At 73.7% G+C, this 26,154-nt stretch carries 22 protein-coding genes; 14 read left to right on the forward strand and 8 right to left on the reverse strand.

All coding sequences use genetic code 11. The features are described from left to right. Positions 1-36 precede the first annotated feature (36 nt). Genes I8D64_RS12845 through I8D64_RS12855 form a run of 3 tightly spaced genes read left to right on the forward strand, consistent with a single transcriptional unit; the run spans position 37 to position 3,403 of the window. Positions 37-1,590, forward strand: a complete 1,554-nt coding sequence (locus tag I8D64_RS12845; protein WP_200503186.1) for a DNA-3-methyladenine glycosylase 2 — start codon at positions 37-39, stop codon at positions 1,588-1,590. Then, on the forward strand, positions 1,587-2,132 hold the full coding sequence (locus I8D64_RS12850) for a methylated-DNA--[protein]-cysteine S-methyltransferase (RefSeq protein WP_200503187.1): 546 nt from the start codon (positions 1,587-1,589) through the stop codon (positions 2,130-2,132). Before I8D64_RS12845 ends, I8D64_RS12850 begins: the two co-directional genes overlap by 4 nt. A 56-nt stretch (positions 2,133-2,188) precedes the next feature. Then, entirely contained in the window at positions 2,189-3,403 is a 1,215-nt protein-coding gene (locus I8D64_RS12855; RefSeq protein WP_246483036.1) for an aminotransferase-like domain-containing protein, read from the forward strand. On the opposite strand, the gene I8D64_RS12860 is transcribed toward I8D64_RS12855, so the two are convergent. Genes I8D64_RS12860 through I8D64_RS12870 form a run of 3 tightly spaced genes read right to left on the reverse strand, consistent with a single transcriptional unit; the run spans position 3,384 to position 7,182 of the window. Next, on the reverse strand, positions 3,384-5,036 hold the full coding sequence (locus tag I8D64_RS12860; protein ID WP_200503188.1) for a hypothetical protein: 1,653 nt from the start codon (positions 5,034-5,036) through the stop codon (positions 3,384-3,386). The two genes, I8D64_RS12855 and I8D64_RS12860, sit on opposite strands and share 20 nt — an antisense overlap. Beyond that, positions 5,036-5,770 (reverse strand): ABC transporter ATP-binding protein, encoded by a 735-nt coding sequence (locus tag I8D64_RS12865; protein WP_200503189.1) that lies wholly within the window; start codon positions 5,768-5,770, stop codon positions 5,036-5,038. Before I8D64_RS12865 ends, I8D64_RS12860 begins: the two co-directional genes overlap by 1 nt. A gap of 56 nt (positions 5,771-5,826) precedes the next feature. Further along, on the reverse strand, positions 5,827-7,182 hold the full coding sequence (locus I8D64_RS12870; RefSeq protein WP_343068578.1) for an MFS transporter: 1,356 nt from the start codon (positions 7,180-7,182) through the stop codon (positions 5,827-5,829). 132 nt (positions 7,183-7,314) lie between these two features. Between I8D64_RS12870 and I8D64_RS12875 the strand changes: the two genes are divergently transcribed. Beyond that, a complete protein-coding gene (locus I8D64_RS12875; protein WP_200503190.1) occupies positions 7,315-8,058 on the forward strand; it encodes an NAD(P)H-binding protein in 744 nt (247 codons plus the stop codon). Positions 8,059-8,103: 45 nt separating this feature from the next. On the opposite strand, the gene I8D64_RS12880 is transcribed toward I8D64_RS12875, so the two are convergent. Next, a complete protein-coding gene (locus I8D64_RS12880) occupies positions 8,104-8,763 on the reverse strand; it encodes an SRPBCC domain-containing protein (RefSeq protein ID WP_200503191.1) in 660 nt (219 codons plus the stop codon). A 281-nt stretch (positions 8,764-9,044) separates the two neighbouring features. Here I8D64_RS12880 and I8D64_RS12885 point away from each other — a divergent pair, with 281 nt between their 5' ends. From I8D64_RS12885 to I8D64_RS12920, 8 genes are all read left to right on the forward strand, one after another. Beyond that, positions 9,045-9,746 carry an HAD family hydrolase gene (locus I8D64_RS12885; protein WP_281392272.1) on the forward strand — a complete coding sequence of 234 codons (702 nt, stop codon included), beginning with the start codon at positions 9,045-9,047 and terminating at the stop codon, positions 9,744-9,746. Beyond that, on the forward strand, positions 9,743-12,295 hold the full coding sequence (locus I8D64_RS12890) for a glycoside hydrolase family 65 protein (protein WP_200503193.1): 2,553 nt from the start codon (positions 9,743-9,745) through the stop codon (positions 12,293-12,295). Before I8D64_RS12885 ends, I8D64_RS12890 begins: the two co-directional genes overlap by 4 nt. 106 nt (positions 12,296-12,401) lie before the next feature. Then, positions 12,402-13,631, forward strand: coding sequence for a YhjD/YihY/BrkB family envelope integrity protein (locus I8D64_RS12895; RefSeq protein WP_343068579.1), 1,230 nt, complete (start codon positions 12,402-12,404; stop codon positions 13,629-13,631). After that, on the forward strand, positions 13,628-14,194 hold the full coding sequence (def, locus tag I8D64_RS12900) for a peptide deformylase (protein ID WP_200503195.1): 567 nt from the start codon (positions 13,628-13,630) through the stop codon (positions 14,192-14,194). The genes I8D64_RS12895 and def overlap by 4 nt, the downstream gene beginning before the upstream one ends. Before the next feature lie 39 nt (positions 14,195-14,233). Then, positions 14,234-14,671, forward strand: coding sequence for a QcrA and Rieske domain-containing protein (locus I8D64_RS12905; protein ID WP_200503196.1), 438 nt, complete (start codon positions 14,234-14,236; stop codon positions 14,669-14,671). A 5-nt stretch (positions 14,672-14,676) separates the two neighbouring features. Continuing rightward, on the forward strand, positions 14,677-15,531 hold the full coding sequence (trmB, locus tag I8D64_RS12910) for a tRNA (guanosine(46)-N7)-methyltransferase TrmB (RefSeq protein WP_200503197.1): 855 nt from the start codon (positions 14,677-14,679) through the stop codon (positions 15,529-15,531). Positions 15,532-15,654: 123 nt separating this feature from the next. Beyond that, a complete protein-coding gene (locus tag I8D64_RS12915) occupies positions 15,655-16,695 on the forward strand; it encodes an LCP family protein (protein ID WP_200503198.1) in 1,041 nt (346 codons plus the stop codon). 79 nt (positions 16,696-16,774) lie between these two features. Then, positions 16,775-17,140, forward strand: coding sequence for a DUF4235 domain-containing protein (locus tag I8D64_RS12920; RefSeq protein WP_152352072.1), 366 nt, complete (start codon positions 16,775-16,777; stop codon positions 17,138-17,140). Positions 17,141-17,254: 114 nt separating this feature from the next. Here the strand turns inward: I8D64_RS12920 and phoU are convergent, their stop codons facing one another. Further along, on the reverse strand, positions 17,255-17,929 hold the full coding sequence (gene phoU, locus I8D64_RS12925; RefSeq protein ID WP_200503199.1) for a phosphate signaling complex protein PhoU: 675 nt from the start codon (positions 17,927-17,929) through the stop codon (positions 17,255-17,257). Positions 17,930-18,156: 227 nt separating this feature from the next. Between phoU and I8D64_RS12930 the strand changes: the two genes are divergently transcribed. After that, positions 18,157-19,347 (forward strand): ATP-binding protein, encoded by a 1,191-nt coding sequence (locus tag I8D64_RS12930; protein ID WP_200503200.1) that lies wholly within the window; start codon positions 18,157-18,159, stop codon positions 19,345-19,347. A gap of 97 nt (positions 19,348-19,444) precedes the next feature. After that, positions 19,445-20,137, forward strand: a complete 693-nt coding sequence (locus tag I8D64_RS12935; protein ID WP_200503201.1) for a response regulator transcription factor — start codon at positions 19,445-19,447, stop codon at positions 20,135-20,137. 258 nt (positions 20,138-20,395) lie between these two features. Here the strand turns inward: I8D64_RS12935 and I8D64_RS12940 are convergent, their stop codons facing one another. From I8D64_RS12940 to I8D64_RS12950, 3 genes are all read right to left on the reverse strand, one after another. Continuing rightward, positions 20,396-22,954, reverse strand: coding sequence for an alkaline phosphatase PhoX (locus tag I8D64_RS12940; protein ID WP_343068583.1), 2,559 nt, complete (start codon positions 22,952-22,954; stop codon positions 20,396-20,398). A 307-nt stretch (positions 22,955-23,261) separates the two neighbouring features. Next, the gene (locus tag I8D64_RS12945; RefSeq protein WP_246483037.1) at positions 23,262-25,145 is read right to left on the reverse strand and encodes a 5-oxoprolinase subunit B/C family protein; all 1,884 of its coding nucleotides are present in this window, start codon (positions 25,143-25,145) and stop codon (positions 23,262-23,264) included. After that, complete coding sequence (locus tag I8D64_RS12950) at positions 25,142-25,981, reverse strand: LamB/YcsF family protein (RefSeq protein WP_200503203.1); 840 nt, start codon at positions 25,979-25,981, stop codon at positions 25,142-25,144. Before I8D64_RS12950 ends, I8D64_RS12945 begins: the two co-directional genes overlap by 4 nt. Positions 25,982-26,154 lie beyond the last annotated feature (173 nt).

Raw genomic sequence — 26,154 nt, forward strand, 5'->3', positions numbered from 1 at the left:
CTGGCGCCGCTGGTGCGCAGGGGGTTCACTGGGGGCATGGACGAGATGACGGACGACGAGCGCTTCGCCGCGATCCGGGCGCGGGACGCCCGCTTCGACGGCGCGTTCTTCACGTGCGTCCGCTCCACGGGGATCTTCTGCCGCCCCTCGTGCCCGGCGCGCACCCCGGCGCGCGCGAACGTCGACTTCGCCCCGTCGGCCGCGGCCGCGGTCGAGGCGGGCTTCCGCGCCTGCAAGCGCTGCGGCCCGTCGGCCCCGCCCGGATCGCCGGACGAGGACCCCTCCGGCGATCTCGCGCGTCGCGCGCTGCGCCTCATCGACGGCGGCGCGCTCGACGACGGCTCGGTGCCGCAGCTCGCCGCGCGCCTCGCGGTCTCCGAGCGCACGCTGCACCGGGCGCTGAGCGCCCGCACCGGGGCGGGCGCCCTCGCCCATGCGCGCATGCGTCGCGCCCGGCGGGCCCACGACCTGGTCCTGGAGACGGATCTCCAGCTCTCGCGGGTCGCGTTCGCCGCCGGGTTCGGCAGCGAGCGCCAGCTCCACGACACGTTCACGACCGTGTTCGGCCACGCACCCTCGACCGTGCGGGAGCGCAGCGGGCAGGACGCGACGCGGTCCGACGGACCGGCGGACCCCGCGGCCGAGGGCGCCGCCCACCTGCGGGCGGGCCTCGCGGTGCGCCTCCCCTTCGACGGGGACGGCCTCGCCTGCTGGTTCGCCGCGCGCGCCGTGCCCGGCGTCGACGAGGTCGTCACCGACGAGGACGGGGCCGGCACGGCTCCCGTCCGGCGAACCGCCGTGCGCCTCCCCCACGGCCCCGCCGTGCTCGAGGTCGCGCTGCCGTCCCTCGCGGGCACGGGCACCGCGCGCCTGTCCGCCACCATGCACCTGGCCGACGTGCGCGACTACGGCGCGGCGGTGGGACTCGCGCGGCGCCTGCTGGACCTGGACGCGGATCCGCTCGGCATCGACGAGGCGCTCCCGCGCTCCCTGCCCGCCCTCGCCCCGCTCGTCGCGGCGCGGCCCGGGGTGCGTCTGCCCGGGCTGCCGTCTCTCGCCGAGGCGCTGATGTGGGCGATCGTCGGGCAGCAGATCACCGCCGCGCAGGCCCGGGACCAGATCGCGCGCGCCACGGACCTCGCCGGCGAGGCGCTGCCGCCCTCACTGCACGTGGGCGGTGTGCACCGCCTGGGCCCCACGCCGGCGGAGGCCGCCGCACGTGCCGCGGACTGGTACCGCGGGCCCGGCGCCCGCCGCCGCGCCCTGGTCACCGCGCTCACCGAGACGCCCGACGCGGACGCGCTGGATCCCGTGCAGCTCCATGACGCCGTGCTCGCCCTGCCGGGCGTCGGCCCGTGGACCGCCGGCTACGCGCTGCTGCGCGGCACCCGCGGCAGCGACCTGGCTCCCCCGCGTGACGTCGCCCTGCTCGCCGCCGCCCGCGACCTGGGCCTCGCCGAGGACCTCGACGACCTCCCGGAGTCCCTCGCGCCCGCCGCCCCCTGGCGCTCGTACGCGAGCCTGCATCTGTGGCATCACGCCGCCTCCCTGCCACCCGCCCGCCGCACCCGAAGGACACGCAGCTCATGAACTCCACACCCACCCCTTCCGCCGGAGCCTCCGCCTCCCACCCCGCGCGCCATCTCGCGGTCGAGACCCCCGTCGGCCGCTATCTGATCGCGGCCCGCCGCACGGCCGACGGCGACGCCGTCACCGGCGTCTGGCGCGAGGCCCAGTCGCACTTCCCGCGCACCGAGCGCCTCGGCGCGCACGTGACCGGGAAGGACCCGCTGCTCGAGGAGGCCTCGCAGCAGCTGCTCGACTTCCTCGCGGGCACCCGCACCGTGTTCGACGTGCCGCTGCGCCTCGAGGGCACGGCCTTCCAGCGCAGCGTGTGGGAGGAGCTGCGACGGATCCCCTTCGGCGACACCACCACGTACGGGGCGCTCGCCCGGCAGATCGGCTCGCCGCGCGCGGCGCAGGCGGTCGGCGCGGCCGTCGGCGCGAACCCGATCTCGATCCTCGTGCCCTGCCACCGGGTGCTCGCGGCGGACGGCTCCCTCACCGGCTACGCGGGCGGGATCGGCACGAAGGAGTCGCTGCTGCGCATCGAGGGCGTCCTCGGCGCCTGAGAGCCTCACATCGCGCCCTGCGCGGCCCCTCGCCGCCCGCGTGCGAGCATGTCCCCATGTCCACGCAGATGAGCTCGGCCAGCACCCCCGATTTCGCCTTCCCCGTCGCCGCCCGCTACGCCGGGATGGCCAGCTCGCCGCTCAAGGACATCTTCTCCCTCGCCGCCCGGCCGGACGTCGTCTCCTTCGCCGGCGGCATCCCCGACCCCTCCCTGTTCGCCCTCGGGGACATCGCCGAGTGCTACGACTGGGTGCTGCGCGAGCGGGGCACGCGCGCCCTGCAGTACGGGGTGAGCGAGGGCGAGGCGGAGCTGCGCGAGCAGGCCGCGCGCCGGCTCTCGCGGGAGCTGCCCACCGACGCCTCGCAGATCCGCGTCACCTCGGGGTCGCAGGAAGGGCTGTTCGTCGCCGCGGAGGCGCTCATCGAGCCGGGCGACGTGGTGCTCGTCGAGTCCCCCACCTACCTCGCCGCGGTGCAGGCCTTCGCGGTGCACGGTGCGCGCATGGTCGGGGTGGAGACGGACGACGGCGGCGTGCTGCCCGACGCGCTGGACGCCGCGATCCGCGCGCACCACCCGCGCCTGGTCTACCTGATCCCCACCTTCCAGAACCCCACCGGGCGCTCGATGTCCGCCCAGCGCCGCGCACAGGTCGCGGACGTGCTGCGTCGCCACGACGTCCCCCTCATCGAGGACGACCCCTACGGCGAGCTGTCCTTCGACGGCGAGCGCTTCGCGCCGATCGCCTCCGAGCCCGGCATGTCCTCGCGCACTCTGCTCATGAAGTCGATGTCCAAGCTCATGAGCCCGGGGGTGCGCATCGGCTGGATCCGCGCGGAGGGCCCGATCCTGGACACCCTGGCCGTCGCGAAGGCCGCGATCTCCATGCAGTCCTCCGTGGTCGACCAGCTCACGGTCGCCCGCTACCTCGAGACCAAGGACCTCGACGCGCACGTCGCGACGGTCATCGAGGTCTACCGCGAGCGACGGGACGCGATGGCGCAGGCCCTCACGGGCAGGCTCCCCGAGGGCGCGCACCTCACGCGCCCGCAGGGCGGCATGTTCCTGTGGGCCGCGCTCGGCGAGGGCTGGGACGCGCAGGACCTGCTGGCCGACGCGGTCTCCGCGGGCGTCGCGTACCTGCCCGGCTGGTCGTTCTTCGCGGAGGACGCGGACCGCTCGACGATGCGCCTGAGCTTCGTCACCCACTCCCCCGAGGTGATCGCTGACGGCGTGGGCCGCCTGGGAGAGGTCATCGCCCGCCGCGGCTGAGCTCCTGGACGCGTCGGCGCGCATCGCTCGCGAGCAGCGCCCCGGCGACCGCCCAGAGCCCGATCCCCCACGTCCACGATGCCCCGAGGGCGAGGAACAGCAGGCCCGCGGCGAGCAGCGCGAACAGGATCGCGTCGGCCTGCCAGGCGACGAGCGGCAGGATCGAGGCGTCGCCCTGCGGGGTCGGGATCGGCGTGGCGAGCGCGAGGGGCATCGGCCCCTTGGCGGCGTCACGCGCCCGTCCGATGATCATCAGCGGCACGAGCGCCGGGGCGAGCACGACGGCGAGCGCGCCGACGGCGCCCGGGTCCGGGCCGAGGTGCGGGCCTGCACCCGAAAGCACGAGCACCCCGAGGCCGGAGCCGAGCATGCTGAGCAGACCCATCACGAGCAGGGGCGCGAGGGAGTGCAGGAGGACCTGGACGCCCACGCCCTGCGCGAGCAGGCGCGGCGCGCCGAGCGACTCGACGCCGTGGCGCAGACCGTCCACGAACACGCCGCTCGCGCTCCACAGCAGGAGCGCCCCGAGCACGAGTGCCGCGAACCCGAGCGGTCCCATCAGCAGCCGGGCGGCCACCAGGAGAACGCTCGCGGCGAGGACGCCGAGCACGCCGAGGACGAGCCGCTCCGGGGTGCGCGCGAGCGCCACCAGATCGCGCCGCAGGTAGAGGCCGACGAGTCCCGCGCTCCGCGCACCCCTTCGCACGGCCGGCAGGCGTCGGCCCGCCGACGGCCTCACCCGGTAGGTGCCGGCGGCGGCGGAGAGGTCGCCGCTGCGCGCGCTCGTGAGCGCCGACTCCCAGCGCGCGGCCTGCTCGAGCAGCACCGTGCCGCGCACGCGGTCGAGCGCGGGAACGCACAGGATCCCGACGAGGACCCCGAGGACGAGGACCGCCAGCGCCGCGGTCCACGGGACGCCCGCGCCCGCTCCCCCGACGGGATACGCGAGGGCGAGCAGGCGCCGGCCCGCGGCGCCTCCGCGCACCGTCCCGAGCACCGCGCCGGCGGCCCCGAGGGCGAGCACGAGCGCGAGGATGCGCCGCCCGACCCCGGGCAGGACCTGGCCCGCGAGCCACGCACCCTCGAGGAGCGCCGCCGCGCCGAGGCCCGCGATCCCCAGGGCGACGGCCCCGGCGGGGCTCGTCGTCCCTCCGAGCACGAGCACCCAGCCGATCACGCCGGCGAGCGCGAGCAGTCCTGCCGCGAGCGCGGCGCCCGTACGTGCGAAAGGCCGCACCAGGGCGGTGCGCCGCGGGCGGTGCGAGGAGGCGAGGGTGACCACGAAGAAGGGCGGCAGCACCGCCGGTCCGCGGCTCGCCCCGAGCAGGACGAGCAGTCCCGCCGCGAGGAGGAGCCCGGCGGTCACGAGACCTCCAGCCGCGGGGGCGGAGATCACCGGGAGCACGTCGGGCCGGGCGAGCAGCAGGCCGAGCTCACGCAGCAGCGGCACGGCGATCACGAGGATCGTGATGACGACCAGATACAGGAGATAGGCGAGATCGAGGGCGCCGCGGGCGTTCGCGCGGGCGGCCCAGACCCGTGCGACGGCGTCCTTCGCGGCGCGGTCCTGGACGGCGAGGTCCTGCGCGGCGGGCTCCTGCGCGGCAGGATCCTGCGGGGCCGGGTCGGCCATCAGCGGGCCCCGTCCGCGTCGTCGCCGAGGCCGGTGCCGTCGCCCTCCGCGTCCCCTGTGGCCCCCGGGTCCCCCGGGTCCCCCGCGAGCTCCACGGTCTTCGTGGCGAGGGCCTCCGCGAGGCGGGGGCTGTGGGTCGCGACGACGATCGCGGCACCACCCTCCGCGCGCCGCGCGAGCGCGTCGATGACGCGCTCCAGACGGTCGGGGTCCAAGCGCTGCTCGGGCTCGTCGAGGGCGAGCACCCTGGAGGGTCGGGCGAGGGTGAGGGCGATCGCGACGAGCTGGGACTGGCCGCTCGAGAGCTCGTGCGGATACCGGCGGGCGAGCGCGGAGATGCCGAGCTCCTCGAGCAGGGCGTCGGCGGCCTCTCCGGCGGCGCGGGGTCCGCTGCCCCAGGTGGCGGCGACGAAGCGCAGGTGCTCGTCGATGGTGAGGTCGCGCGCGGTCATGGGAGGGCCGATGAGGGCGGCGAGGGCGCGGCGGAACTCGCGGTCGCGGTCGTCGGGAGCCCTGCCCGCGATGCGCACCCTCCCCGTGGTCGGCGCGAGCAGCCCGGCGAGCACGCGCAGCAGCGTGGTCTTGCCCGCGCCGTTGGCGCCGCGCAGGGCGAGCACGCCGCCGGCGTCGACGGACCCGGTGGCATCGTCGAGCATGAGCACGTCGTCCTGGAGAACGGCCACGTCCTCGAAGAGCACGAGCGGGGACGGAGAGGTGCTCGGGGTGCGCGGCATGCTCCGATGGAACCCCATGGGGGCCGCCCCGCGCATCCGACGATCGTCGTCCGCGCTCACCCTCGCCGCGGCTCGGGAGCGGGCGTGTGCCGCGGCAGCACGCGGGCGAGCCAGGCCCCGCCGCCGAGGCAGAGCACGCCGCTCGCGATCGCCGCGGCGGCCACCGGCGCCACCAGGGTGATCACGGTGACCAGCAGCGGGGCGGTCAGCCGGCCCACCCCGATCATGGTGTTCCACCAGGCCAGGTACGTGGTGCGTCCGTGCACCGGGGAGACGTCGATGCCGAGCGTCATCACGATGCCCGAGCCCAGGCCGTTGCCCAGCGAGATGAGCAGGCTCGGGATCAGCAGGGCGAGCACGGCGACGGAGCCGCCGGTCGTGCCCGCGCGCAGGGCGAGCACCCCCATGAGCACGAACCCGACGCCCATGATGAGGGAGCACGGCACGGCCACGGCGGCGCGGCCGAAGCGGTCCATGAGCACGCCGGCCGGCACCACGAGCGCGATGTCGAGGACGGCGGAGACGCCGAAGATGATCGAGATCGTGGTGGCGTCGACCCCGAGGACGGCGCCGAGCAGCGGGACGATCGTCGGCCGGTTCACGCGCGCCATCATCAGCGGGGTGATGCCCAGGCCGACGACGAGCATGCGGGCGAGCACCCCGCGGGTCAGTCGCGAGCGGGCGGCGCTGCGCCGGGGCGCATCCGGCCGGGAAGGAGCACCGCGGGAGCGCCCGTCGACCGCGTCCGCGCGCGCCCGCGACGCCCGTCGGCCCTCCCCCGGCACCATGAACACCGCGACCATGATCGTCGCCGCCCCGCTGAGCACGGCGAACAGGGCGAAGACCCAGCTCTCGTGGCCCAGCGCCGTCACGCCCGCGCCGAGCAGCGGGCCGACGACCTGGCCGATGCGCATCATGCCGCCGAACAGGGTCATCCCCCGTGCGCGGACCGCCGCGGGCAGCGCCCCGCCGAGGTAGGACTGGCGCCCCAGCGCCCACACCTGGGAGCTCGTGGCCATCACCACGAGCAGCACGACGAGCATGACGCGATGGACGAGGGTCGGCCCCTCGGCGAGTCCGCGGCCGATGACCACGAGCGCCACGAGGTTGGTGATCACGAGCACCACGCCGGTGCCCACGAGCGCCCGCTGCGCGCCCACCCGGTCCATGAGGCGACCCGCGGGGATGGGGCCGAGGACCGCGGCGATCCCGAAGACGAGGGTGATCGCGGCCGTCATCGGCACGGAGAAGCCGAGCGCGAGCGCGAGCAGCGGGATCACGGGGAGCAGCGCGTTGCTGCCGGAGGCCTCGATGAGCGTGGGCGCGTACACCGGGCCGACGAGGGAGCGGATCACGCTGCGGGCGTCTGCTCCTCCGAGCCTCTCGGGGGCGGAGGAGGGGCGCGATGTCACGCCCCTACTCTCCCATCGGATCGTTCGCCAGGGCAAAGACCGTCCAGCCGCGCGGGACGGACCAGGGCCGACGGGGCCGGGAGGGAACGGCCGCGAGGTGCCCCGGTGCAGCCTCCGGGATACCGTGGCCCCATGAGCAGCGCGCGCCACGACCCGACATCTGCCCACCCTCGGATCGCGGTGTTCGGGGCCGCCGGGCTGCTCGGCGAGGCCGTCGCCCGCGATGCGCTGCTGCGCTCGCTCGAGGTGGTCAGCGCCGCCGAGGACCCCACCCGTCTCGCGCGCATCTCCCCCGCCCAGATGCTCGTGCGCATCGACCCGGGCGATCCCGTCGGTCTGCTCGACGCGCTCGAGGGCGCCGACGCCGTCGTCCTCGCCCTCGACCCCGACGCCGCCGCGGCGGGCGACTCCGGGGCCGCGGGCCCCGGCGCGGACGACGTCGACCTGGTGATGAGCGTGATCCGCGGGATGCGCCGACGCCGCGTCCCCCGGCTCGTCGCCTCGTCCTCGCTCGCCCTGCACGGTGATCCCGCGGCCCCGCGGGTGGACCGCTCGCTGCGCCGCGTGCTCGGGGAGATCGGTCGCGAGCTGCGCGGGGCCGCGGACCCGGCGGCGCGCGCCCGCGATCTGCGCCGCTGCGAGATGCTCGTGGCGGGCAGCGGGCTGGACTGGACGCTGCTGCGCGCGGGACGGCTCACCGACCTGCTGGGCACGCGCTCGCCCCGCCTGGTGCGGGCCGACGGCGCGGCGGCCGATCCTCAGGATCCGCGCACCCGCGCGATCCCGCGCGAGGACCTCGCACGGGCGCTCGTGGACCAGGCGCTCGTCGCGGGCGATCCGCGCGCCCGGGTGCGGGCGGTCGCGGCCTGTTCCTGAGCAGGACGCCCCGGGCCAGGCGGCTCCGGCAGTGACCGGGGCGGCTCAGACGGCGGCGGGGCTCGCCCCGCCGTAGGCGGCGGTGGTCGCGATCTCTCCCTGGCGGGCCTGGTCGGGATCGGTGCCCGCCGCGGCCGAGGCGGCGGCCCAGCGGATCGACCAGGCGCGCACGAACCCGCGGCCCTCGTCGCCCGCGAGCCACTGCGGGGTGGGAAGCGGCACGGCGCGGCCGCACATGTCCTCCCAGCCGCGGCTGAAGGCCGCGAGGCCGAGCAGGGCGAGGTCCCAGCCGACGGCGAGCGCCCCGGGCCCGAACTGCGCGAAGACGCCGGGATCCATGGCGGTGGTGTGCACGAGCTCGAGGGCGGTCGAGCCGTCGTCCACGGGGTCCAGCCGCAGCAGCAGGTCGTCCTGGCGGCCCTCGTACTCCCAGGTGAGGTGGAGGGCATGGGGCGCCTCGACCTCGAGCACGCGGCCGCCCGCGGCGGGCGCGCGGAAGCTGCCGCCCTCGCGGAGGTCCCCGGTGACGGGGCCGTACCACTGCACGAGCTGCGCGGGATCGGTGAGCAGGGGCCAGAGCCGCACGGGCGCCGGTGCGAGATTCGTCGAGAGGGTGGAGGTGACGCCGATCGCGTCCTCGCCGGGGACGATGTCGAGGGTCCTTCGGACCGCGTCGACGAGAGGGGCTGCCGCAGAAGCGGTCATCCGGGCTCCTTGCAAGGGAGAGGCTCGAGAGGTGGGGCGCTGCCGTGACGCAGGCGCCCAGATCGTACGTCGGACGCACGGCGACCCGCCAGGGCCCGACGCACGATGTGCACGGGGCGCCGCGCGCAGGTCACATCCTCGACATGCGGCGCCCGTCCACGGTCGGCGGCGCGCGTGGACCTAGCATGGAGCGCGTGCATCCGAGCCCTACGCCCCAGAGCCCGCCGCCCGCCTCCTCGCATGGCCGCTCCCCGCAGAGCCTCCCCGTCCATCTCTTCGATCTGGACGGCGTCATCACGCCCACGGCCGAGATCCACATGGCCGCGTGGGCCGAGATGTTCTCCGAGTTCCTCGCCTCGCGCGGCGTCGCCGGGCCGTACACCGACGCGGACTACTTCGCGCACGTCGACGGCCGCCCCCGCTACGACGGGGTGCGCGAGATGCTCGCCTCGCGGGGGATCACCCTGCCCGAGGGCGAGTCCGACGACCCGTCCGACCAGGTCGAGGGCGAGGAGACGATCCGGGGGCTCGGCAACCGAAAGAACGCCCGCGTGCTGGAGCTGATCCGCCGCGACGGCATCGCCCCCTACCCCGGCTCCGTCGCCTATCTCGACGCGCTGCCCGCCGCCGCGCGCCTCGCGGTGGTCTCCAGCTCGCGCAACGCCGAGGAGGTGCTCCGCGGCGCCGGCCTGCGCGAGCGCTTCGAGATCGTGGTCGACGGGAACGTCGCCGAGCAGGAGGACCTGCCGGGCAAGCCCGCTCCGGACACCTTCGTCCACGCCGCGCGCCTGCTGGGGGCCGAGCCGCAGAGCGCCGTCGTCTACGAGGACGCCGTCTCGGGCGTGCGCGCGGGCTCAGCGGGCGGCTTCGGAGCGGTCGTCGGCGTGGACCGCGGCGCAGGCCGAGAGGCCCTCGCCTCCGCCGGGGCCGACCTCGTGGTCGAGGACCTGGACCGACTCATCCCCAGCGAGGAGCGCGCATGAACCCCCGCGACGTGATCACCGGCGACCCCGTGGACCGCCAGCACCTGCCCGTGGACGAGTGGCGGCTGGTGGAGTCGCGACCCGGAGGGGACCTCGGCCAGCTCGAGACGCTCTTCACGGTCGCCAACGGCTACCTGGGCATGCGCGGCACCCCCGAGGAGGGGCGGCCGGTCCACGCCCACGGCACCTTCATCAACGGCTTCCACGAGACCTGGCAGATCAACCACGCCGAGTCCGCCTTCGGCTTCGCCCGCACCGGCCAGACCATCGTCAACGTGCCGGACTCGACCGTCATGAAGCTCTACGTGGACGACGAGCCGCTGCTCGTGGACACCGCGGAGCTCGAGACCTACGAGCGGGCGATCGACTTCCGCGAGGGCGTCCTGCGCCGCGACCTGATCTGGCGCACGCCCGCGGGCAAGCGCATCCGCGTGCGCACGAGCCGCATGATCTCCTTCACCCATCGCCATCTCGCGCAGATGACGATGGAGCTGGAGATGCTCGACGGCAGCGCGCCGGTCGCCGTCTCCTCGCAGATCATCAACCGCCAGGACGGCAGCGACGACTTCGGGGTCCACGGCCGCACCGCGCAGAAGGACGACCCGCGCCGGACCACAACCTTCGACCACCGCGTGCTGATCCCCCACCAGGACTGGCACAGCGAGCGCCGGATGCTGCTGGGCTACCGCACCGCGGACTCCGACATGTCGCTCGCGATCGGCGCGGACCACAGCGTGCACTCGGACCTCGAGGTCGAGCAGCTGGTCTCCACCGAGCCGGACCAGGGCAAGCACGTCTTCCGCACGCAGATGGTCCCGGGCTCCACCCTGCGCATCACCAAGGCCGTCTCCTACCACTCCTCGGCGTTTCTGCCGGTCCGCGAGCTGTTCGACCGCTGCCGGCGCACCCTGGACCGGGTGCGGCAGGACGGCCTCGCGCACTTCGAGGCCGAGCAGCGCTCGTTCCTCGAGGCTTTCTGGGGCCGCACCGACGTGCGCATCCCCGGCCATCCCGTCGAGCAGCAGGCCGTGCGCTGGTGCCTGTTCCAGCTCGCCCAGGCCACGGCCCGGGCCGACGGGCTGGGGGTGGGCGCGAAGGGCGTGACCGGCTCCGGCTACGAGGGCCACTACTTCTGGGACACCGATGTGTACGTCGTGCCGTTCCTGACCTTCACCTCGCCGCGCTGGGCGCGCAACGCGCTGCGCTTCCGCGTGGACCTGCTGGACAAGGCCCGCGAGCGGGCGCGCGAGCTCAACCAGCGCGGGGCTCTGTTCCCGTGGCGCACGATCAACGGCGACGAGGCCTCCGCGTACTACGCGGCGGGCACCGCGCAGTACCACATCGACGCGGACGTGGCCCATTCCCTCGCCCAGTACGCGGACGTCACCGGCGACCTCGAGTTCTACGACCGCGAGGGCATCGAGGTGCTCGCCGAGACCGCTCGCATGTGGGCTGATCTGGGCTTCTGGCGCAGCCACGGCGACGACCGCCACGAGTTCCACATCCACGGGGTGACCGGCCCGGACGAGTACACGACCGTGGTGAACAACAACATGTTCACCAACGTGATGGCGCGCTTCAACCTGCGCCGCGCGGCCGAGGCCGTGCGTTCGCTGCGCGAGCGCAACCCCGTCGAGTACGAGCACCTGGCCGCGAAGATCGACCTCGACGAGGCCGAGCCCGCCCAGTGGGAGGCGTGCGCCGAGGGCATGCACGTCGGCCGCGACGAGGCCTTCGGCATCCACCCGCAGGACGACTCCTTCCTCGACAAGGAGGTCTGGGACCTCCCGGCCACCCCGCCGGAGGCGCTGCCGCTGCTGCTGCACTTCCACCCGCTGGTGATCTACCGCTTCCAGGTGCTCAAGCAGGCCGACGTGGTGCTCGCGCTGTTCCTGCGCGGCAGCGAGTTCACCCTCGAGGAGAAGCGCGCGGACTTCGAGTACTACGACCCGATCACCACGGGCGACTCGAGCCTGTCCTCGGTCGTGCAGTCGATCGTCGCCTCGGAGGTGGGCCACCACCGCGCGGCCCTCGACTACTTCCACGCGGGACTGTTCGCGGATCTCGCGAACCTGCACGGCAACACGGCCGACGGCGTCCACATCGCCTCCGCGGGCGGCGTCTGGAACGCGCTCGTGCACGGCTTCGGCGGCATGCGCCAGGACGACGGCGCCATCAGCTTCGACCCGCGCCTGCCCGTCTCCTGGCCCGAGCTCGTCTTCCCGCTCACCGTGCGCGGGTCGCGCATCAGCACCCGCGTGACCCAGGAGCGCATCGAGTTCACCCTCGAGGACGGCCCCGAGCTCGAGGTCTCCGTGCGCGGGCAGAGCGTGCGGATCACGGCCGAGGGCGCGGGCGTCGACCTCGCGGACCAGGGCCCGCGGCTCGACGACACCGATCTCAGCGAGCCCGTGGGACTCGGGGACCGGCGGGCCGACGGCTCGATCCTCACCTCTTCGGTCCCCGCGGATCCGGATTCCCCGTGGGAGTTCCCCGTGGTCACCGAGGATCCGGACGGCCGCCACGAGGAGCAGGGGGCGCGGGCATGAGCTCTCCCGCGCGGGCCCGGGGCGCGCGCCCCGTCGGCCCGCGGCGGTGAGGCGCGGGGCGCGCCGGGAGGTCACGATCGACCGGCCGCGGCTGAGCATCTGGCACGTGCTGGACCGCGTGCGCATCCGCCTGATCGACATCCAGGTCTGGGACGTCGCCGGGACCATGACCTTCTACATGCTGCTCTCGGTGCTGCCGGCGGCGATCGCGATGATCTCCATGGTCTCCATGCTGGGCATCCAGGAGCGCACGGTCGACACCCTCGGCGACCTGGTCACCGAGGTGTTCCCGAGCGTCGATCCGAACCCCTACGAGCGCGCCCTGCTGGCGCTGTCCACGACGCGCGGCGGCGTGCTGGGACTGATCCTGGGCACGCTGGGCGCGCTGCTCTCGGCCTCCAACGGGATGGCCGCCTTCCATCGCGCCCTCCACCACGTCTACGACACCCGCGAGGGCCGGCCGTTCCTGTGGTTCCGCACGATCGTGTTCGGCGAGACCGTCCTGGCCGTGGTGATGGTGCTGATGATCGCGGGCGTGGTCACCGTGGGCGGCGAGGCCACCCAGCGCGTCGGCGAGTTCGTGGGCATCCCGCGCATCGCCTTCGACGTCTGGAACGTCGTGAAGTGGCCGATCCTGCTGGCGATCCTCATCGTCGCGATCTCGCTGGCCTACTACCTGTTCCCCAACGTGAAGCTCCCGCGGTACCGGGTGATGACGGTCGGCTCGACCCTCGCGGTGCTGCTCCTGTTCGGCGCCGCCCAGCTGCTGGGACGGCTCACCGGGGAGCTCACCCGGATCTCCGACCTGCTGCCCGCGCTGAACGGCGCGATCGGGATCCTGCTGCTGCTGTGGCTGGCGAACATCGTGATCGTCGCCGGCGCCGCCCTGGACGCCGAGCTGCTGCGCGCCCGCCAGATCGCCTCCGGGCTGCCGGCCTGGCACCATCTGGCGCTGGAGACCCACGCCTCCCACTCCCTCGAGTTCCTCGCCGGGGTCGCGGACCGCAACGAGGAGGTGGGACGGCAGGTCAGCGAGTCCGCGAACAGCGGGGAGCCGCTGCACGCGCCCCGCAGCCTCGCGATCGTGGACGCCCGCAGCCCCTTCGCGATCAACCCTCCCCGCCGCAGCGCCGTGCACACGGGGCCCGAGCAGCCCGTGCCCGTGATCGCGCGCCCGGCGGCACTCGCGCCGACGCCCGCCGAGCACACGCCGACGCGCCCGAGCGCACCGTCCGCATCCGACGGCGCATCCACGACCGCATCCACGACCGCACCCGCACCCGCATCCGCATCCGAGCCCGCTTCCCCCGCCGATCCCCCAGGAGACCGTCCGTGACCGTCCGCCCCATCACGATCCTCGGCCATCGCGCCCTCGAGCGACCCACCCGTCGGGTCCGCGAGGTCACCGAGGACATCCGCACCCTGGTCGCCGACATGTTCGAGACCAACGACGCGGCCGACGGCGCGGGGCTCGCCGCGACCCAGGTCGGAGCGCGGTGGCGGATCTTCGTCTACTCGTGCGAGGACGGCGCGGGCGTCGAGCGCCGAGGCATGGTCATCAACCCGCGCCTCGAGCGCTTCGGGAAGCTGGTGCTGGACGAGGAGTCCATCGAGGGCTGCCTGTCCGTCCCCGGACTGGGCTGGCCGACGGCCCGCTTCACGGGCGCCCGCGTCACCGGCATCGACCTCGAGGGCGAGCCCGTGGAGGTGGGCGACGAGGGCGGCGTCCTCGCCCGCTGCCTCCAGCACGAGACCGACCACCTCGACGGCACGCTCTATCTCGACCGCCTCTCCCCCGCCGCTCGCCGGGAGGCGCTCGACGCCGTCACCGCGCGCGGCTGGCGCGCCCGCGGCCTGCTGACGTGGGATCCGCGACAGCTCGCGGCCGACGAGGTCTGATCCCCTCGGGGCACCGGTCCGCTGAGTATCCTGGCGGGCATGGATCGCCGCCCCTGCCTCTCCCGCCGCCGCGCCCTGGGCGCGCTCGCCCTCGGCACCTCCGCCACGGCCGGCCTCGCCGCGTGCGGGCCGGACGACGAGGGCTTCGGCAACGCGGACCCCGTGCAGGCCTCCGACGATGCGGTCGCGCTCTCGGAGATCCCCGAGAATGCGACCACGCTCGTGAACTTCGGGGGCCAGGAGCCCTACGTCGCGATCGTGCGCGGCTCCGGCGGCGACGTCACGGCCCTGTCCGGCTACTGCACCCATCAGGGCTGCGCGCTGGCCGTCGGTCACGACGGCGCCGAGCTCGACTGCCCCTGCCACGGGTCGCGCTTCGACGCGTCCTCCGGCGACGTGCTGCGCGGTCCCGCCGCCGATCCGCTGCCGGAGGTCACCGTGGAGGTCGACGGCGACACCCTCAAGCGCGTCCGCTGAGCGCGATGGTGCCCCAGAACCCACCGTCGGACCGTCCGCGCCGCGACGTCGTCTCCTTCGTGCGCCGCGGGACGCGGCTCTCCCGCAGCCGGCAGGAGGCCTGGGACCGGCTCGCCGGCGACTTCGTGCTGGACGTGCCCCGCGGTGAGCGCGACACGGTCCCCGATCCCGACACGAGCCTCGATCTCCGCGAGGTCTTCGGCCGCGACCGGGCCAGGACCGCCCCGCTCGTCGTCGAGATCGGCAGCGGCCAGGGCGAGAACATCGCCGCGGCGGCCGCCGTGCACCCCGAGCGCGACCACCTGGCGTTCGAGGTCTACCTGCCCGGCATCGCGCAGTCCCTGGACCGCATCGAGCGCGCGGGCTCGCCGAGGAACGTGCGCCTCGTCCCTCTCGACGCGCTGCACTCCCTGCCCACGCTGCTGCCCGCCGGGTCGATCGGGGAGCTCTGGATCTTCTTCCCCGATCCCTGGCACAAGTCCCGCCACCACAAGCGACGCCTGGTGAACCCTCCCCTGCTGGACGCCGTGCTGCCCCTGATGGCCGAGGGCGGCGTGCTGCGCCTGGCCACGGACTGGGCCGAGTACGCCGTGCACATGCGCACGGTCCTGGACGCGGACCCGCGCCTGGACTCCCTGCACCCGGGCGGCCCGCGGCCCGCCGGAGAGCCCAGCGACCCCGTGCCCGAGGAGACTCCGGACCGCGGCTGGGCGCCGCGATTCGAGGGCCGCGTGCGCACGAGCTTCGAACGCAAGGCGCTCGACGCGGGACGCCTGGTCTGGGATCTCGCCTACGGGGTCCGCGGATCGCGCCCGGAGCCGGGCTACTCTGACCCGGAAGCGCCCGCGTCGGGCGCCTGAGCCCGCACCGCGGACGCAGGACCGACTCCGTCGGCCCTCCCCGCATCCTTCGTCCCGCGCGCGCAGCGCGGGCCCGATCCCGCTCCCCCGCCGCCCGTCGGCCCGACCCCGGAGGACCTCCCCATGAGCGAGCCCGACATCGACCTGCCCGGCGACTGGGAGCAGGACGGCGACACGCGCCCGCCCCGACGCCGCAGGCGACGCGCGCTGCTGATCATCCTGCTGATCCTGGTGGTGCTGATCGCCGCGGTCGGCATCATCGCGGGCCGCTACCTCGCCTCGCTCAACGGCTCCTACGAGAAGCGCACCACGGTGAGCATCGACCGCGGGGCGTCCGACGGCGACCGGCCGGAGGACGCCGGCGGGGAGAACATCCTGCTTCTGGGCTCGGACAAGCGCAATGCGGAGGATGCCGCCGCCGAGCACGTCTCGGGGCAGCGCTCGGACGTGATGATGCTCGTGCACATCCCCGAGGACCACAGCGGCGCCTACGTCATGTCGTTCCCGCGCGACCTGTACGTGGACATCCCCGGCCACGGCAAGGACCGCATCAACGCGGCGCTCGCCTTCGGCGGGGTGCCGCTCGCAGTGAGCACCGTCGAGGACTTCACGGGCACCCGCATCGATCATGCCGCCCTCATCGACTTCGAGGGCATCCAGGGTCTCGTCGATGCGCTCGGCGGGGTCGACGTGCAGGTCAGCCAGGACTTCACAGCCGACGGCACCACCTTCACCAAGGGCTCGATGCACATGGACGGCGCGACCGCCCTGACCTTCGTGCGCCAGCGCAAGGCGTTCGCCGACGGCGACTTCCAGCGCAACCGCAACCAGCAGGCACTGCTGCAGGGGATCGTCTCCGAGCTGCTGAGCCGGGACACGCTGTCGAGCCCCTCGAGGATCTCCGAGACCGTGAAGGTGATCTCCCCGTACCTCACCACGGACGACGACCTCACCGGCAGCGCCCTGGTGAGCCTGGGGCTCTCCATGCGCGGCATCCGCGGCGACGACATCCACTACCTGGGCGTGCCCCACGGAGATCCCTACACCACCTCGGGCGGCGCGAGCGTCGTGGCCACCGAGGACGAGGACACCAAGGCCCTGCGCACCGCATTGAAGGACGACACCATGGACGAGTACTTCGCCGCGCACGAGGGCGAGTACTAGGAGCGGGCCGAGCACCGAGGTCGCGCAGGTACCATCGGACCGTCCCCGACACCGACCCCACACCGAGCAGGAGGCTCACGTGCCCAACCCATTGGTGAAGATCGCGATGACCGGTGCCTCGATCGCCGCCGGCATCGTCGGCCAGAAGGTGATCACCGCGGTGTGGAACGCCGTCGTCGACGACGACGCCCCCACGAACAAGAACATCAAGCGCTCCGCCAAGGAGACGAAGGCCGCCCGCAAGGAGGCCAAGAAGTCCGGTGCCTCCAAGCAGGAGGTCAAGGCCATCACGGACCCCGAGAACGAGCGTCCCGCCTGGCAGATCATCGTGTGGACCCTGCTCACGGGAGTGGTCCTGCAGGCGATCCGTCAGGCCGCCCGCAACGGCACCGAGGTGGGGGCGCGCAAGATCACCGAGCGCCGCCCGCGCGCGAACCGCGGCTGATCTCCCCCGCGACGTCAGCCGCCGCGGCCCGAGCAGCCGCGACATGCAGAACGGGGCCCCGACCGGATCGGTCGGGGCCCCGTTCTGTGTGCTGTGCGCCGCGTCGGCGCGCTCTCACTCCTCGTCAGGATCCCCCAGGGCGCCGCGCGAGTCGAGGGTGTCGCCGGTGACCAGGAAGCCCACGCGCCGCACGAGCGAGACGGCGTGGTCGCCGATGCGCTCGTAGTAGCGGGCGAGCAGGGTCAGGTTCATGACCTCGGCGCTCGAGTAGTCGTCGTTGCGGGCGATCGAGCGGTAGATCTCGGACTGCAGGGAGTCGAGCTCGTCATCGTCCTTCTCGACCTGCGCGGCCAGGGCCAGATCGTTGTCGCTGATGACCTTCGCGCTCGAGGTGACCGCGCCGAGGGCGAGCTCGCCCAGGCGCTGGAACTCCTCGCGATGGCGCTCGGGCACCCCCAGCTGCGGATGGCTGCGTCGCGCGACGATCGCGATGTGCGCGGCGAGGTCGCCCATGCGCTCGATGGTCGAGCTCATCCGGAGCCCCGCGACCAGCAGGCGCAGGTCGCTCGCGACCGGCCCCTGCCGCGCGAGCAGCTCGATCATCTTCTCGTCGATCTGCATCTGATCGTCGTCGATGTGCGAATCGGCGGCGATCACCCGCTCCGCCAGGGCGAGATCCCCCTCGAGCAGCGCCGTCGAGGCGTCCACGAGCCCCGACCGGACCAGGTCGAGCATCTCGACCAGATCCTCGACCAGGTGTCGCAGGTCGCTCCTGTAGGCCTCGCGCATGTGCCCCTCTTCTCCTCATGGCCGTGGTGGCCGTCATCCCCGTCGTGGCCGTCCGGCCGTCGCGGCCGTCCCGGCGATCGTGCCGACGGGACGCGTGCGTGCTGACGTCCGATGGTCGCAACCCTATGTGAACGCGAGGGCACGGCTTCGTGAACTCCTGCCGACCCGCCCGCCCCGACTCCGCCGACGGTGATTCAGCGCCGTTCACCTGCCTCTACGATGGGGGCGTGCCTGCGTCCGTCCTCCTCGTCCTCGCCGGGGCCATCGGCCTCGTGATCGGCTGTGCGGCGACGCTGTCGCTCGTGCGCCAGGACCGGCCCGCGCAGACCCCCTCGCCCGCGGGGACGGCCGTCGTCCCCCAGTCCGCCTCCGAGGTCCTCGCGATCCTCTCCACGGCCTACGTGGTGCTCGATGCGGGCGGCGACGTGCTGCGCGTCTCGCCCCTGGCGTACTCCTACGGGATCGTGCGCGCGAGCAGCGGCGACTACCCGCGCCTGGCGAACCAGGAGCTGGTCGAGCTCGCGGCCGACGTCGCCCGCAACGGCGGCTATCGCGACGAGCGCCTGACGATCCGCCGGCAGGGCCCGGAGGACTCCGAGTCCGTGATCGACGTGCGGCTCGGGACCCTCGGCTCCCACGGCGTGCTGCTGCTCGCCGAGGACCGCACCCGCGCGGTGCGCGTCGAGGAGACCCGTCGCGACTTCGTCGCCAACGTCTCCCACGAGCTGAAGACGCCCGTCGGCGCGATCACCCTGCTGGCCGAGACGATGGAGGACGCGGCCGACGACCCCGAGGCCGTGCGCCGCTTCGCCCAGCGCATGCAGACCGAGTCCCAGCGCCTCTCCCATCTCGTGCAGGAGATCATCGAGCTCTCGCGCGTCCAGGGCGCCTCGGCACTGCCCGACGCGAGCCCCGTGGACGTGGACGACGTGGTCGAGGAGGCGCTCAGCGCCAACCGCAACCTCGCTCTCGGCTCGGACATCGAGCTGAGCGGCGGCGCGTCCTCCGGCCTGCAGGTCTACGGCTCCACGACGATGCTCACCACGGCGCTGTCGAACCTGATCTCCAACGCGATCGCCTACTCGCCCGAGGGGACCCGCGTGGGCGTCTCGGTGCGCCGCGACAGCGGCATGGTCGAGATCGCCGTGAAGGACCAGGGCATCGGCATCTCCAAGGAGGACCTCGAGAGGGTGTTCGAGCGCTTCTTCCGCGTGGACCGCGCCCGCTCCCGCTCCACGGGCGGCACGGGTCTGGGCCTCGCGATCGTCAAGCACATCGCCACCGACCACGGAGGCGAGGTCACCGCCTGGTCGATGGAGGGCCAGGGGTCCACCTTCGTGCTGCGCATCCCCGAGATGGGACGCACCGACGCGGTCACGGTGGGCCAGGGCGGCAGACCTGCGGCGGAGGAGTCCTGATCCTCCACGCCGCTCCCGACGTCGTCGGCCCCGCCGGCGCGTCAGCCTCTGTATCATCCATCCAGCGCGGCGCCGCCGCACGAGAGAGAGGACGCCGATGACGCGGATCCTGATCGTCGAGGACGAGGAGTCGTTCTCCGACCCCCTCGCCTACTCCCTGCGCAAGGAGGGGTACGAGGTCGCCGTCGCCGGCACCGGCAACGAGGCGCTGCGGATCTTCTCGACCCACGGCGCGGACCTCGTCCTGCTCGACCTCATGCTCCCCGGCATCGGCGGCACCGAGGTGTGCCGCGAGATCCGCCGCACCTCGAGCGTCCCGGTCATCATGCTCACCGCCAAGGACGACGAGTTCGACAAGGTCCTCGGGCTCGAGCTCGGGGCCGACGACTACGTCACCAAGCCCTACTCCTCGCGCGAGCTGCTGGCCCGCATCAAGGCGGTGCTGCGCCGCGGCCAGGACACCGGAGAGGACGAGGAGGACGTGACCCTGCGCGCGGGCGGCATCGAGATGGATGTCGAGCGCCACGTGGTGACGGTGCGCGGCGAGGACGTCTCCCTGCCCCTCAAGGAGTTCGAGCTGCTCGAGCTGCTGCTGCGCAACGTGGACCGCGTGCTCACCCGCGGTCAGCTCATCGACCGGGTGTGGGGCGCGAACTACGTGGGCGACACGAAGACCCTCGACGTCCACGTGAAGCGCCTGCGCGCGAAGATCGAGCCCGACCCGAAGAACCCCGTCCACCTGGTGACGGTGCGCGGCCTCGGCTACAAGTTCGAGGCCCTCGAGCGCTGAGTGCCGGAGGGTCGAGTCCCGGAGCGCCCGGCTCCGAGAGGCTCAGCCCGTCTCCCCCGCATACGGATCGGGGGGGCCCCCCCCCCGGGGGGGCCCCCCCCGGGGGGGGGGGGGGGCCGGGCCCGCGGGGGGGGGGGGGGGGGGGGGGGGGCCCCCCCTGGTGGCGGGGGTGGCACCCAACATCCGGGGTTTGGGGGCCCCCCACGCTCATATCGTCGTGTCCGCGCGGGCATCGTCGTGCCCGCGCGGTCTCAGGCGTCAGCCCTTGAAGGCGACCTTCTTCTCGGCGATCAGGCCGTGCAGGAACTCGGCGGCCCATTCGCGGGTGAGCGCCTCGGCGGGCTGGAAGGTGCTGCCCGAGGCCACGCCCTCCTTCTTCAGCCAGGCGATCTGCCGGGCGAAGGTCGAGCTCGCCGGCACGTCGCTGAACGGCGCCTTCGTCGGCTTCGGGGCGGACGGGGAGCCCGCATACCGGTAGAGGTACGCGGCGGTCTCCTGACGGGTGACGGCCTGGGTGGGGCGGAAGGTGCCGTCGGAGTAGCCGCCGACGATCCCTTCCTGCTTCGCCCAGATGATCGCCCGGTAGTTGTTCGTCTTCCCCTGCTCGACGTCGCCGAAGGGCTCGTTGCGCGGCAGGCTCACCTCGGGCTTGCCGGCGGCGCGGTAGAGGAACGCGGCGAGCGCCGCGCGGGTGACCTTCTTGCGCGGGGCGAAGGTAACGTCGGCCCGGCCGGGGATGATCCCCTTGAGGGCCGCCCACTGGATCGCGTCGTAGTGCTCCGATCCCTTCTTCACGTCGCTGAACTCGGTGCGCGCGGGCAGGATCTGCACGACCGTCGGCTTCGGGCCGGTGCCCTCGAACTCGGGCCAGTAGGAGACCTGCTCGTCGAAGGTGCCGTCCTCGCCCGGGTGCTGGACCGAGACGAAGGCGGTGCGGTCCTGATCGCGCACGATCGGGCCGCAGGTCTCGGCATCCACCGGGACGGAGGCGAACTGCTCGACCTTGCCGCGCTGGTTCCCCTCGAGGGTCACGCGGAACAGGCCGTCGTTGTACCCGATGGTGCTCGGGGCGCCGTCGGTCGAGATCCAGAGGTTCCCGACCGAGTCGAAGGCCAGGTTGTCGGGGCAGGAGATCGGCGAGACCTTCTTCTTCGGGAAGCCCGAGAAGTAGGTCGAGGTGTTCTGCGCGGGGTCGCCGCACACCAGCAGCAGATTCCAGGCGAAGGACGTCCCGGACTGCTTGCCCAGCTCGTCGATCTCGACGACGTGGCCGTCGCGGTTGACGGTGCGGGGGTTGACCTCGTCGGGCCCGGCCTTGCCCTCGGTGCCGCGGCCGTCATTGTTCGTGCAGGCCACGTAGACCTTGCGGCTCTTCAGCGAGGGCTCGACGTCCTCGCAGCGGTCCATCTTCGTGGGACCCACCTTGTCGGCCGCGAGACGGGTCTTCACGAGCACCTCGTCGACGTCCATGCCCTCGACCTTGGACTTGCCGTCCACGATCAGCGGGATCCAGCGGCCGGTGCCGTCGAAGGCGCCGTCCTTCGGGACCGCGCCCGAGCCGTTGATGGTGCCCGAGTTGCCGTCGAACTTCGCGACGTAGAGGTCACCCTCCTCGAGGAGGGTCATGTTGTGCTTGCGGTTGCCCTCCTTGTACTTCTTCGCGGAGACGAACTTGTAGAGGTAGTCGAACTTCTCGTCGTCGCCCATGTAGGCGACCGCGTGGCCGTCCTCGGCGATGATGACGTTCGCGCCCTCGTGCTTGAAGCGGCCCATGGCGGTGTGCTTGCGCGGGGTGGACTCGGGGTCCCACGGGTCCACCTCGACGATCCAGCCGAAGTGGTGGGCGGAGTTCTCGTAGCCCTCGTTCGTGGTGTCGAAGCGCGGGTCCACGTTCTCCCAGCCGCGGGCGGTGGCCATGGCGCTCATGCCGTAGCGCTTGTCCTCGTCGGTGTCGCCGGCGGTGCGGAAGTACCCGTTGAAGTTCTCCTCGCCGCTGAGCTGCGTGCCCCACGGGGTGAGGCCGCCCGAGCAGTTGCCGAAGGTGCCGTGGGTGGCGTTGCCACGGGGGAAGTCCTTGGTCTTCAGCAGGTCGGAGAAGCGGGCGGGTCCGGTGAAGGCGTACTTCGTGTCGGCGAGGAAGCGGCGGTTCAGCTCGGCGTCGACCACGTACTCGTACGGCGAGTCGTGGTCCTCGCGCTGCAGCTCGACGACGGTCAGTCCGTGGGCGTTCAGGCCCACCTCGGCGACGGTCTCGGCGTCGGTGTCCTCCGGCAGCATGATGTTCTCGTTCGTGTACTCGTGGTTCACGAACATCACGGCGCGCAGGCCGTCGGAATCCGGGATCTCCTGGATCTCCGTGTAGTCGTTGTTGTAGCCGAACTGGCGCTTCTGCGCCTCGCCGGTCTGGGCGCCCCAGTCGAAGTCGGGGGCGTCGGAGAACAGCTTGTCGCCCCACTTGATGATGGGGTGCCACTCGAAGCCCTCGGGGACGGTGAACTCGTCGACCGTGAAGTCCACGGGGTCGATCGCGTCGAAGCGCAGCGGGCTGCCGTTCGGGGCCTTGGGGCCCTTTCCGGCGTCGACCAGGGGGCCGACGGGGGCCGCATCGGCCGACGTAGCGCCCGCGGTGCCGGCGACGGCGATCGCGAGGGCGCCCGCGGCGGTGCCGCCGAGCATGGCGCGGCGGCTCAGCGCGGCCGAGGCGACATCACGGAAGTAGGAGTTCGACGAGCTGTTGCAGGTCTCGCCGAGGCACGCGTTCGCGCACTTCAGGGCACAGGTCACGGGCGACCGCTTGCCGGCCACGTGATCCTTCATGAGCAGAGGGAGCTGGATGACCACGACGGGTCCTTTCGCGTGGGGACGAGGCCCCGGCGGAAGGATCTCCGGCGGCATGCGCAGCGCGGCACGGTCTCCGTCGCCGCACCATCGGGTGCAGCGCGGACTCCGCCGCCGCACCGATGGGCGCGGCGAGATCCTGCGCGGACGGTCGTGTCGCAGTGGCGCGTCCGCACTCCCCCGGGGCGCGAGGGGCGGATCGAGCATGTCGTCCCGGAATGTCCAGTGCCCCACGCCGACATGACAGGGAGGTGTCGGGACAGTGAGCGCGGCGGGGCCCGCCGCGTCAGTGAGCGGAGGACGCGAAGCGCAGCCCGGTGCCGGGCCGGAGCTGGGCGAGCAAGGGCAGATCGGCCTCGTCGACCACCGCGATCACGGGATACCCGCCGGTCACGGGGTGGTCCGCGAGGAACACGACGGGCAGACCGGAGGGCGGCAGCTGGACCGCTCCGGGGACCAGGCCCTCGCTCGCGAGCTCCTCGGTGCGCACCCGCCGCAGAGGAACGTCGCCGTCGGCCGCTTCGAGGCGGGCACCCACTCGGTCGCTGTCGCCGCCGACCACCCAGGTCCGCCCCAGCAGGGCGTCGTCCTCGGCCCAGTCCGCGCGCGGACCGCGGCGGATCCGGAGCACGGCGGCGATGCTCCCGCCGTCGCCCGCATCCTCGTCGAGGTCCGGGCCCTGAGGGGACTGCGGGGCCTCCGGGTCCTGAGGGGACTGCGGAATGACGGTCGCCGGCTCCTCGGGGGTGCCGACGCTGCGGTGCGCATCGGCCTGCCCGATGGTGAGCACGTCGCCGGCGGCGAGGGGGCGCGGGCCGAGTCCGGAGAGGGTGTCCGCCGCACGGCTTCCGAGCTGGGCCGGCACATCGATGCCTCCGCGCACCGCGAGATACCCACGCAGTCCCGAGGTCGGCGCGGCGAGGGCGAGGGTCTCGCCGTCGCGCAGGCCGAAGGGCTCGCACAGGGAGACGGGGAAGCCCGCGTCCTCGCGCTCGGCCGCCTCGTCGACCTCGTCGAGATCGCTGTCGCCCTCCTCCGCGGCACCGGCATCGGCCCCACGGATCACGCTCTCGCCGATCGCGCCGGTGAGTGCGAGGACCAGGTCGCCGCGGGCGCGCACACGGAGTCCGCCCAGCAGCGTCTCCAGGACCGCCGCGCCCGGGCCGTTGCCCACCAGGCGGTTCGCCTGGCGGGCCGAGGGACCGTCGGCCGCCCCGGAGCCCGTGACGCCGAGGTCGCCGAGACCGGGCCGGCCGGAGTCCTCCACGAGGGTGCGCGGACCGGGGGCGAGGATCTCGAGGGCGGACGCTCCCGCGGCCACCTCCGGGAAGGGGCGCGCCGCGGACGACGCGTCGCCGGCGGTCGCGACGTCCCCGCTGGTCGCGCCATCGCCGGACACCGCGGCCCCGACCGTCGCCTCGTCGGCCGTCGCGCCGCCGCGCCGCATCACCCGCGCGCTCTCGCGACGTGCCTCGAAGCGCACGGTGTCGCCGGGGCGGATCAGCGCGGGGTCCTTCGCGTCGGGGTCGAAGAGCACGGCGTCGGTGCGGCCGATGAGCTGCCAGCCGCCGGGCGAAGCCTTCGGGTAGACGGCGGAGAACTCGCCGGCGAGCGCGACCGCTCGCGCCGGGACCCGGGTGCGCGGGCTGTCCCGACGGGGCACCACAAGGCGCTCGTCGCCGCCGGTCAGGTACACGAACCCGGGGGCGAAGCCCCCGAAGGCCGCGGTCCAGGGCGTGCCGGTGTGGGCCGCGACGACGGCCTCGGCGCTCAGGCGGGTGGCGCGGGCGACCGCCTCGAGGTCCTCCCCGTCGTAGACGACGCCGATCCGGCGGGTCCGCCCCGTGGAGGCCTTTCCCGCTCCCGGGGTGCGCGCGGCGATCTCGTCGGCGGCCGCGAGGGCGTTGGCCGAGGTCGCGAAGCGCACGAGCACGGTGCGGGCGGCGACCACGCTCCACTCCTGGCCGGGCAGAGGCGCGGTGCACACGGAGTCGTTCCAGGCCAGGGCGTCCTCGAGGGTGGGCAGCTCGAGCAGCAGGGCCCGCTCCCCCATCGGCAGCACCTGCGCCGGGGCCGCGCCGGCGTCGTTCCCGCGCTTCGCGGCGCGTCCCCGTGCGGTCCTCCGGCTGGTGTCCCGGGTCTTCCCCGCCCGGTCCTCGCGGGGGCTCATGCGAAGCTCCGGACGTCCACGCCCGCGTCCTCGAGGCCGCGGCGCACGGCGCGGGCCAGGTCGACGGCCCCGGGGGTGTCGCCGTGCAGGCAGATGCTCGTCGCCTCGGGTCGCAGGACCGTGCCGTCGGTCGCCTCGATCTCGCCGCGGGTGGCGAACCGGACCATGCGCTCGGCGACCCGGACCGGGTCCTCGATCACCGCGCCGCTCTCCCGTCGCGGCACGAGCGTGCTCGAGGGGGTGTAGGCGCGGTCGGCGAAGGCCTCGCCGATCACCGCGAGCCCCGCCTCGCGCGCGAGCTCGGCCGCCCGGGAGCCGGGCAGCAGGAGCAGGGCGAGGGCCCCCGACCCTCCCGCGCCGTCGGGCCCGGCAGAGCCGCCGGCTCCGGCGGTCCCATCGGCCGCGCCGGAGTCGTCGGCCGCTCCGCCGACCTCGCGCACCGCCTCGACGACCGCGCGGGCATGCTGCTCGTGGTGGACGATCGTGTTGTAGAGGGCGCCGTGCGGCTTCACGTAGGCGACGCGGGCGCCCTCCGCGCGGGCCATGCCCTGCAGGGCGCCGATCTGGTAGATCACGTCGTCGGCGAGCTCGTCGGGGCTCGCGTCGACGAAGCGCCGGCCGAAGCCGGCGAGGTCCCGGTAGGAGACGTGCGCGCCGATCGTCACGCCGCGCGCGGCCGCCGCGCGCACCGTGCGCCGCATGTGCGAGGGGTCCCCGGCGTGGAAGCCACAGGCGATGTTCGCGCTGGTCACGACGTCGAGGATCGCCTCGTCGTCCCCCATGGTCCAGGCGCCGAAGGACTCGCCGATGTCGCTGTTCAGATCGATCGTGCTCATGGGGCCTCTCCGTCGACGCTCGTGGGACGCATCCTCGCTCCAAGGATCGCAGACTCCCCCGGGAGCCGGACCGCCCCGTCGGCCGGACACCCCGTCGGCACGGAACGCCCCACCGGCACGGACCGTGATCCCGTACATTCTGCGCGACCGATCGGGTGACATCGCGCCCAACC

The sequence above is a fragment of the Brachybacterium halotolerans genome (assembly GCF_016623465.1).
GTDB lineage: Bacteria > Actinomycetota > Actinomycetes > Actinomycetales > Dermabacteraceae > Brachybacterium > Brachybacterium halotolerans.

Excerpts from the sequence above, each read along its gene's own strand:
- I8D64_RS12875 (WP_200503190.1), top strand. The coding sequence starts at position 7,315 with ATGAGCAGCGCGCGCCACGACCCGACATCTGCCCACCCTCGGATCGCG.
- I8D64_RS12890 (WP_200503193.1), top strand. The coding sequence starts at position 9,743 with ATGAACCCCCGCGACGTGATCACCGGCGACCCCGTGGACCGCCAGCAC.
- trmB (WP_200503197.1), top strand. The coding sequence starts at position 14,677 with ATGGTGCCCCAGAACCCACCGTCGGACCGTCCGCGCCGCGACGTCGTC.
- I8D64_RS12945 (WP_246483037.1), bottom strand. The coding sequence starts at position 25,145 with ATGAGCCCCCGCGAGGACCGGGCGGGGAAGACCCGGGACACCAGCCGG.
- I8D64_RS12855 (WP_246483036.1), top strand. The coding sequence starts at position 2,189 with ATGTCCACGCAGATGAGCTCGGCCAGCACCCCCGATTTCGCCTTCCCC.
- phoU (WP_200503199.1), bottom strand. The coding sequence starts at position 17,929 with ATGCGCGAGGCCTACAGGAGCGACCTGCGACACCTGGTCGAGGATCTG.
- I8D64_RS12845 (WP_200503186.1), top strand. The coding sequence starts at position 37 with ATGGACGAGATGACGGACGACGAGCGCTTCGCCGCGATCCGGGCGCGG.
- I8D64_RS12880 (WP_200503191.1), bottom strand. The coding sequence starts at position 8,763 with ATGACCGCTTCTGCGGCAGCCCCTCTCGTCGACGCGGTCCGAAGGACC.
- I8D64_RS12860 (WP_200503188.1), bottom strand. The coding sequence starts at position 5,036 with ATGGCCGACCCGGCCCCGCAGGATCCTGCCGCGCAGGAGCCCGCCGCG.
- I8D64_RS12935 (WP_200503201.1), top strand. The coding sequence starts at position 19,445 with ATGACGCGGATCCTGATCGTCGAGGACGAGGAGTCGTTCTCCGACCCC.
- I8D64_RS12915 (WP_200503198.1), top strand. The coding sequence starts at position 15,655 with ATGAGCGAGCCCGACATCGACCTGCCCGGCGACTGGGAGCAGGACGGC.
- I8D64_RS12950 (WP_200503203.1), bottom strand. The coding sequence starts at position 25,981 with ATGAGCACGATCGATCTGAACAGCGACATCGGCGAGTCCTTCGGCGCC.
- I8D64_RS12850 (WP_200503187.1), top strand. The coding sequence starts at position 1,587 with ATGAACTCCACACCCACCCCTTCCGCCGGAGCCTCCGCCTCCCACCCC.
- I8D64_RS12940 (WP_343068583.1), bottom strand. The coding sequence starts at position 22,954 with ATGAAGGATCACGTGGCCGGCAAGCGGTCGCCCGTGACCTGTGCCCTG.
- I8D64_RS12905 (WP_200503196.1), top strand. The coding sequence starts at position 14,234 with ATGGATCGCCGCCCCTGCCTCTCCCGCCGCCGCGCCCTGGGCGCGCTC.
- I8D64_RS12865 (WP_200503189.1), bottom strand. The coding sequence starts at position 5,770 with ATGCCGCGCACCCCGAGCACCTCTCCGTCCCCGCTCGTGCTCTTCGAG.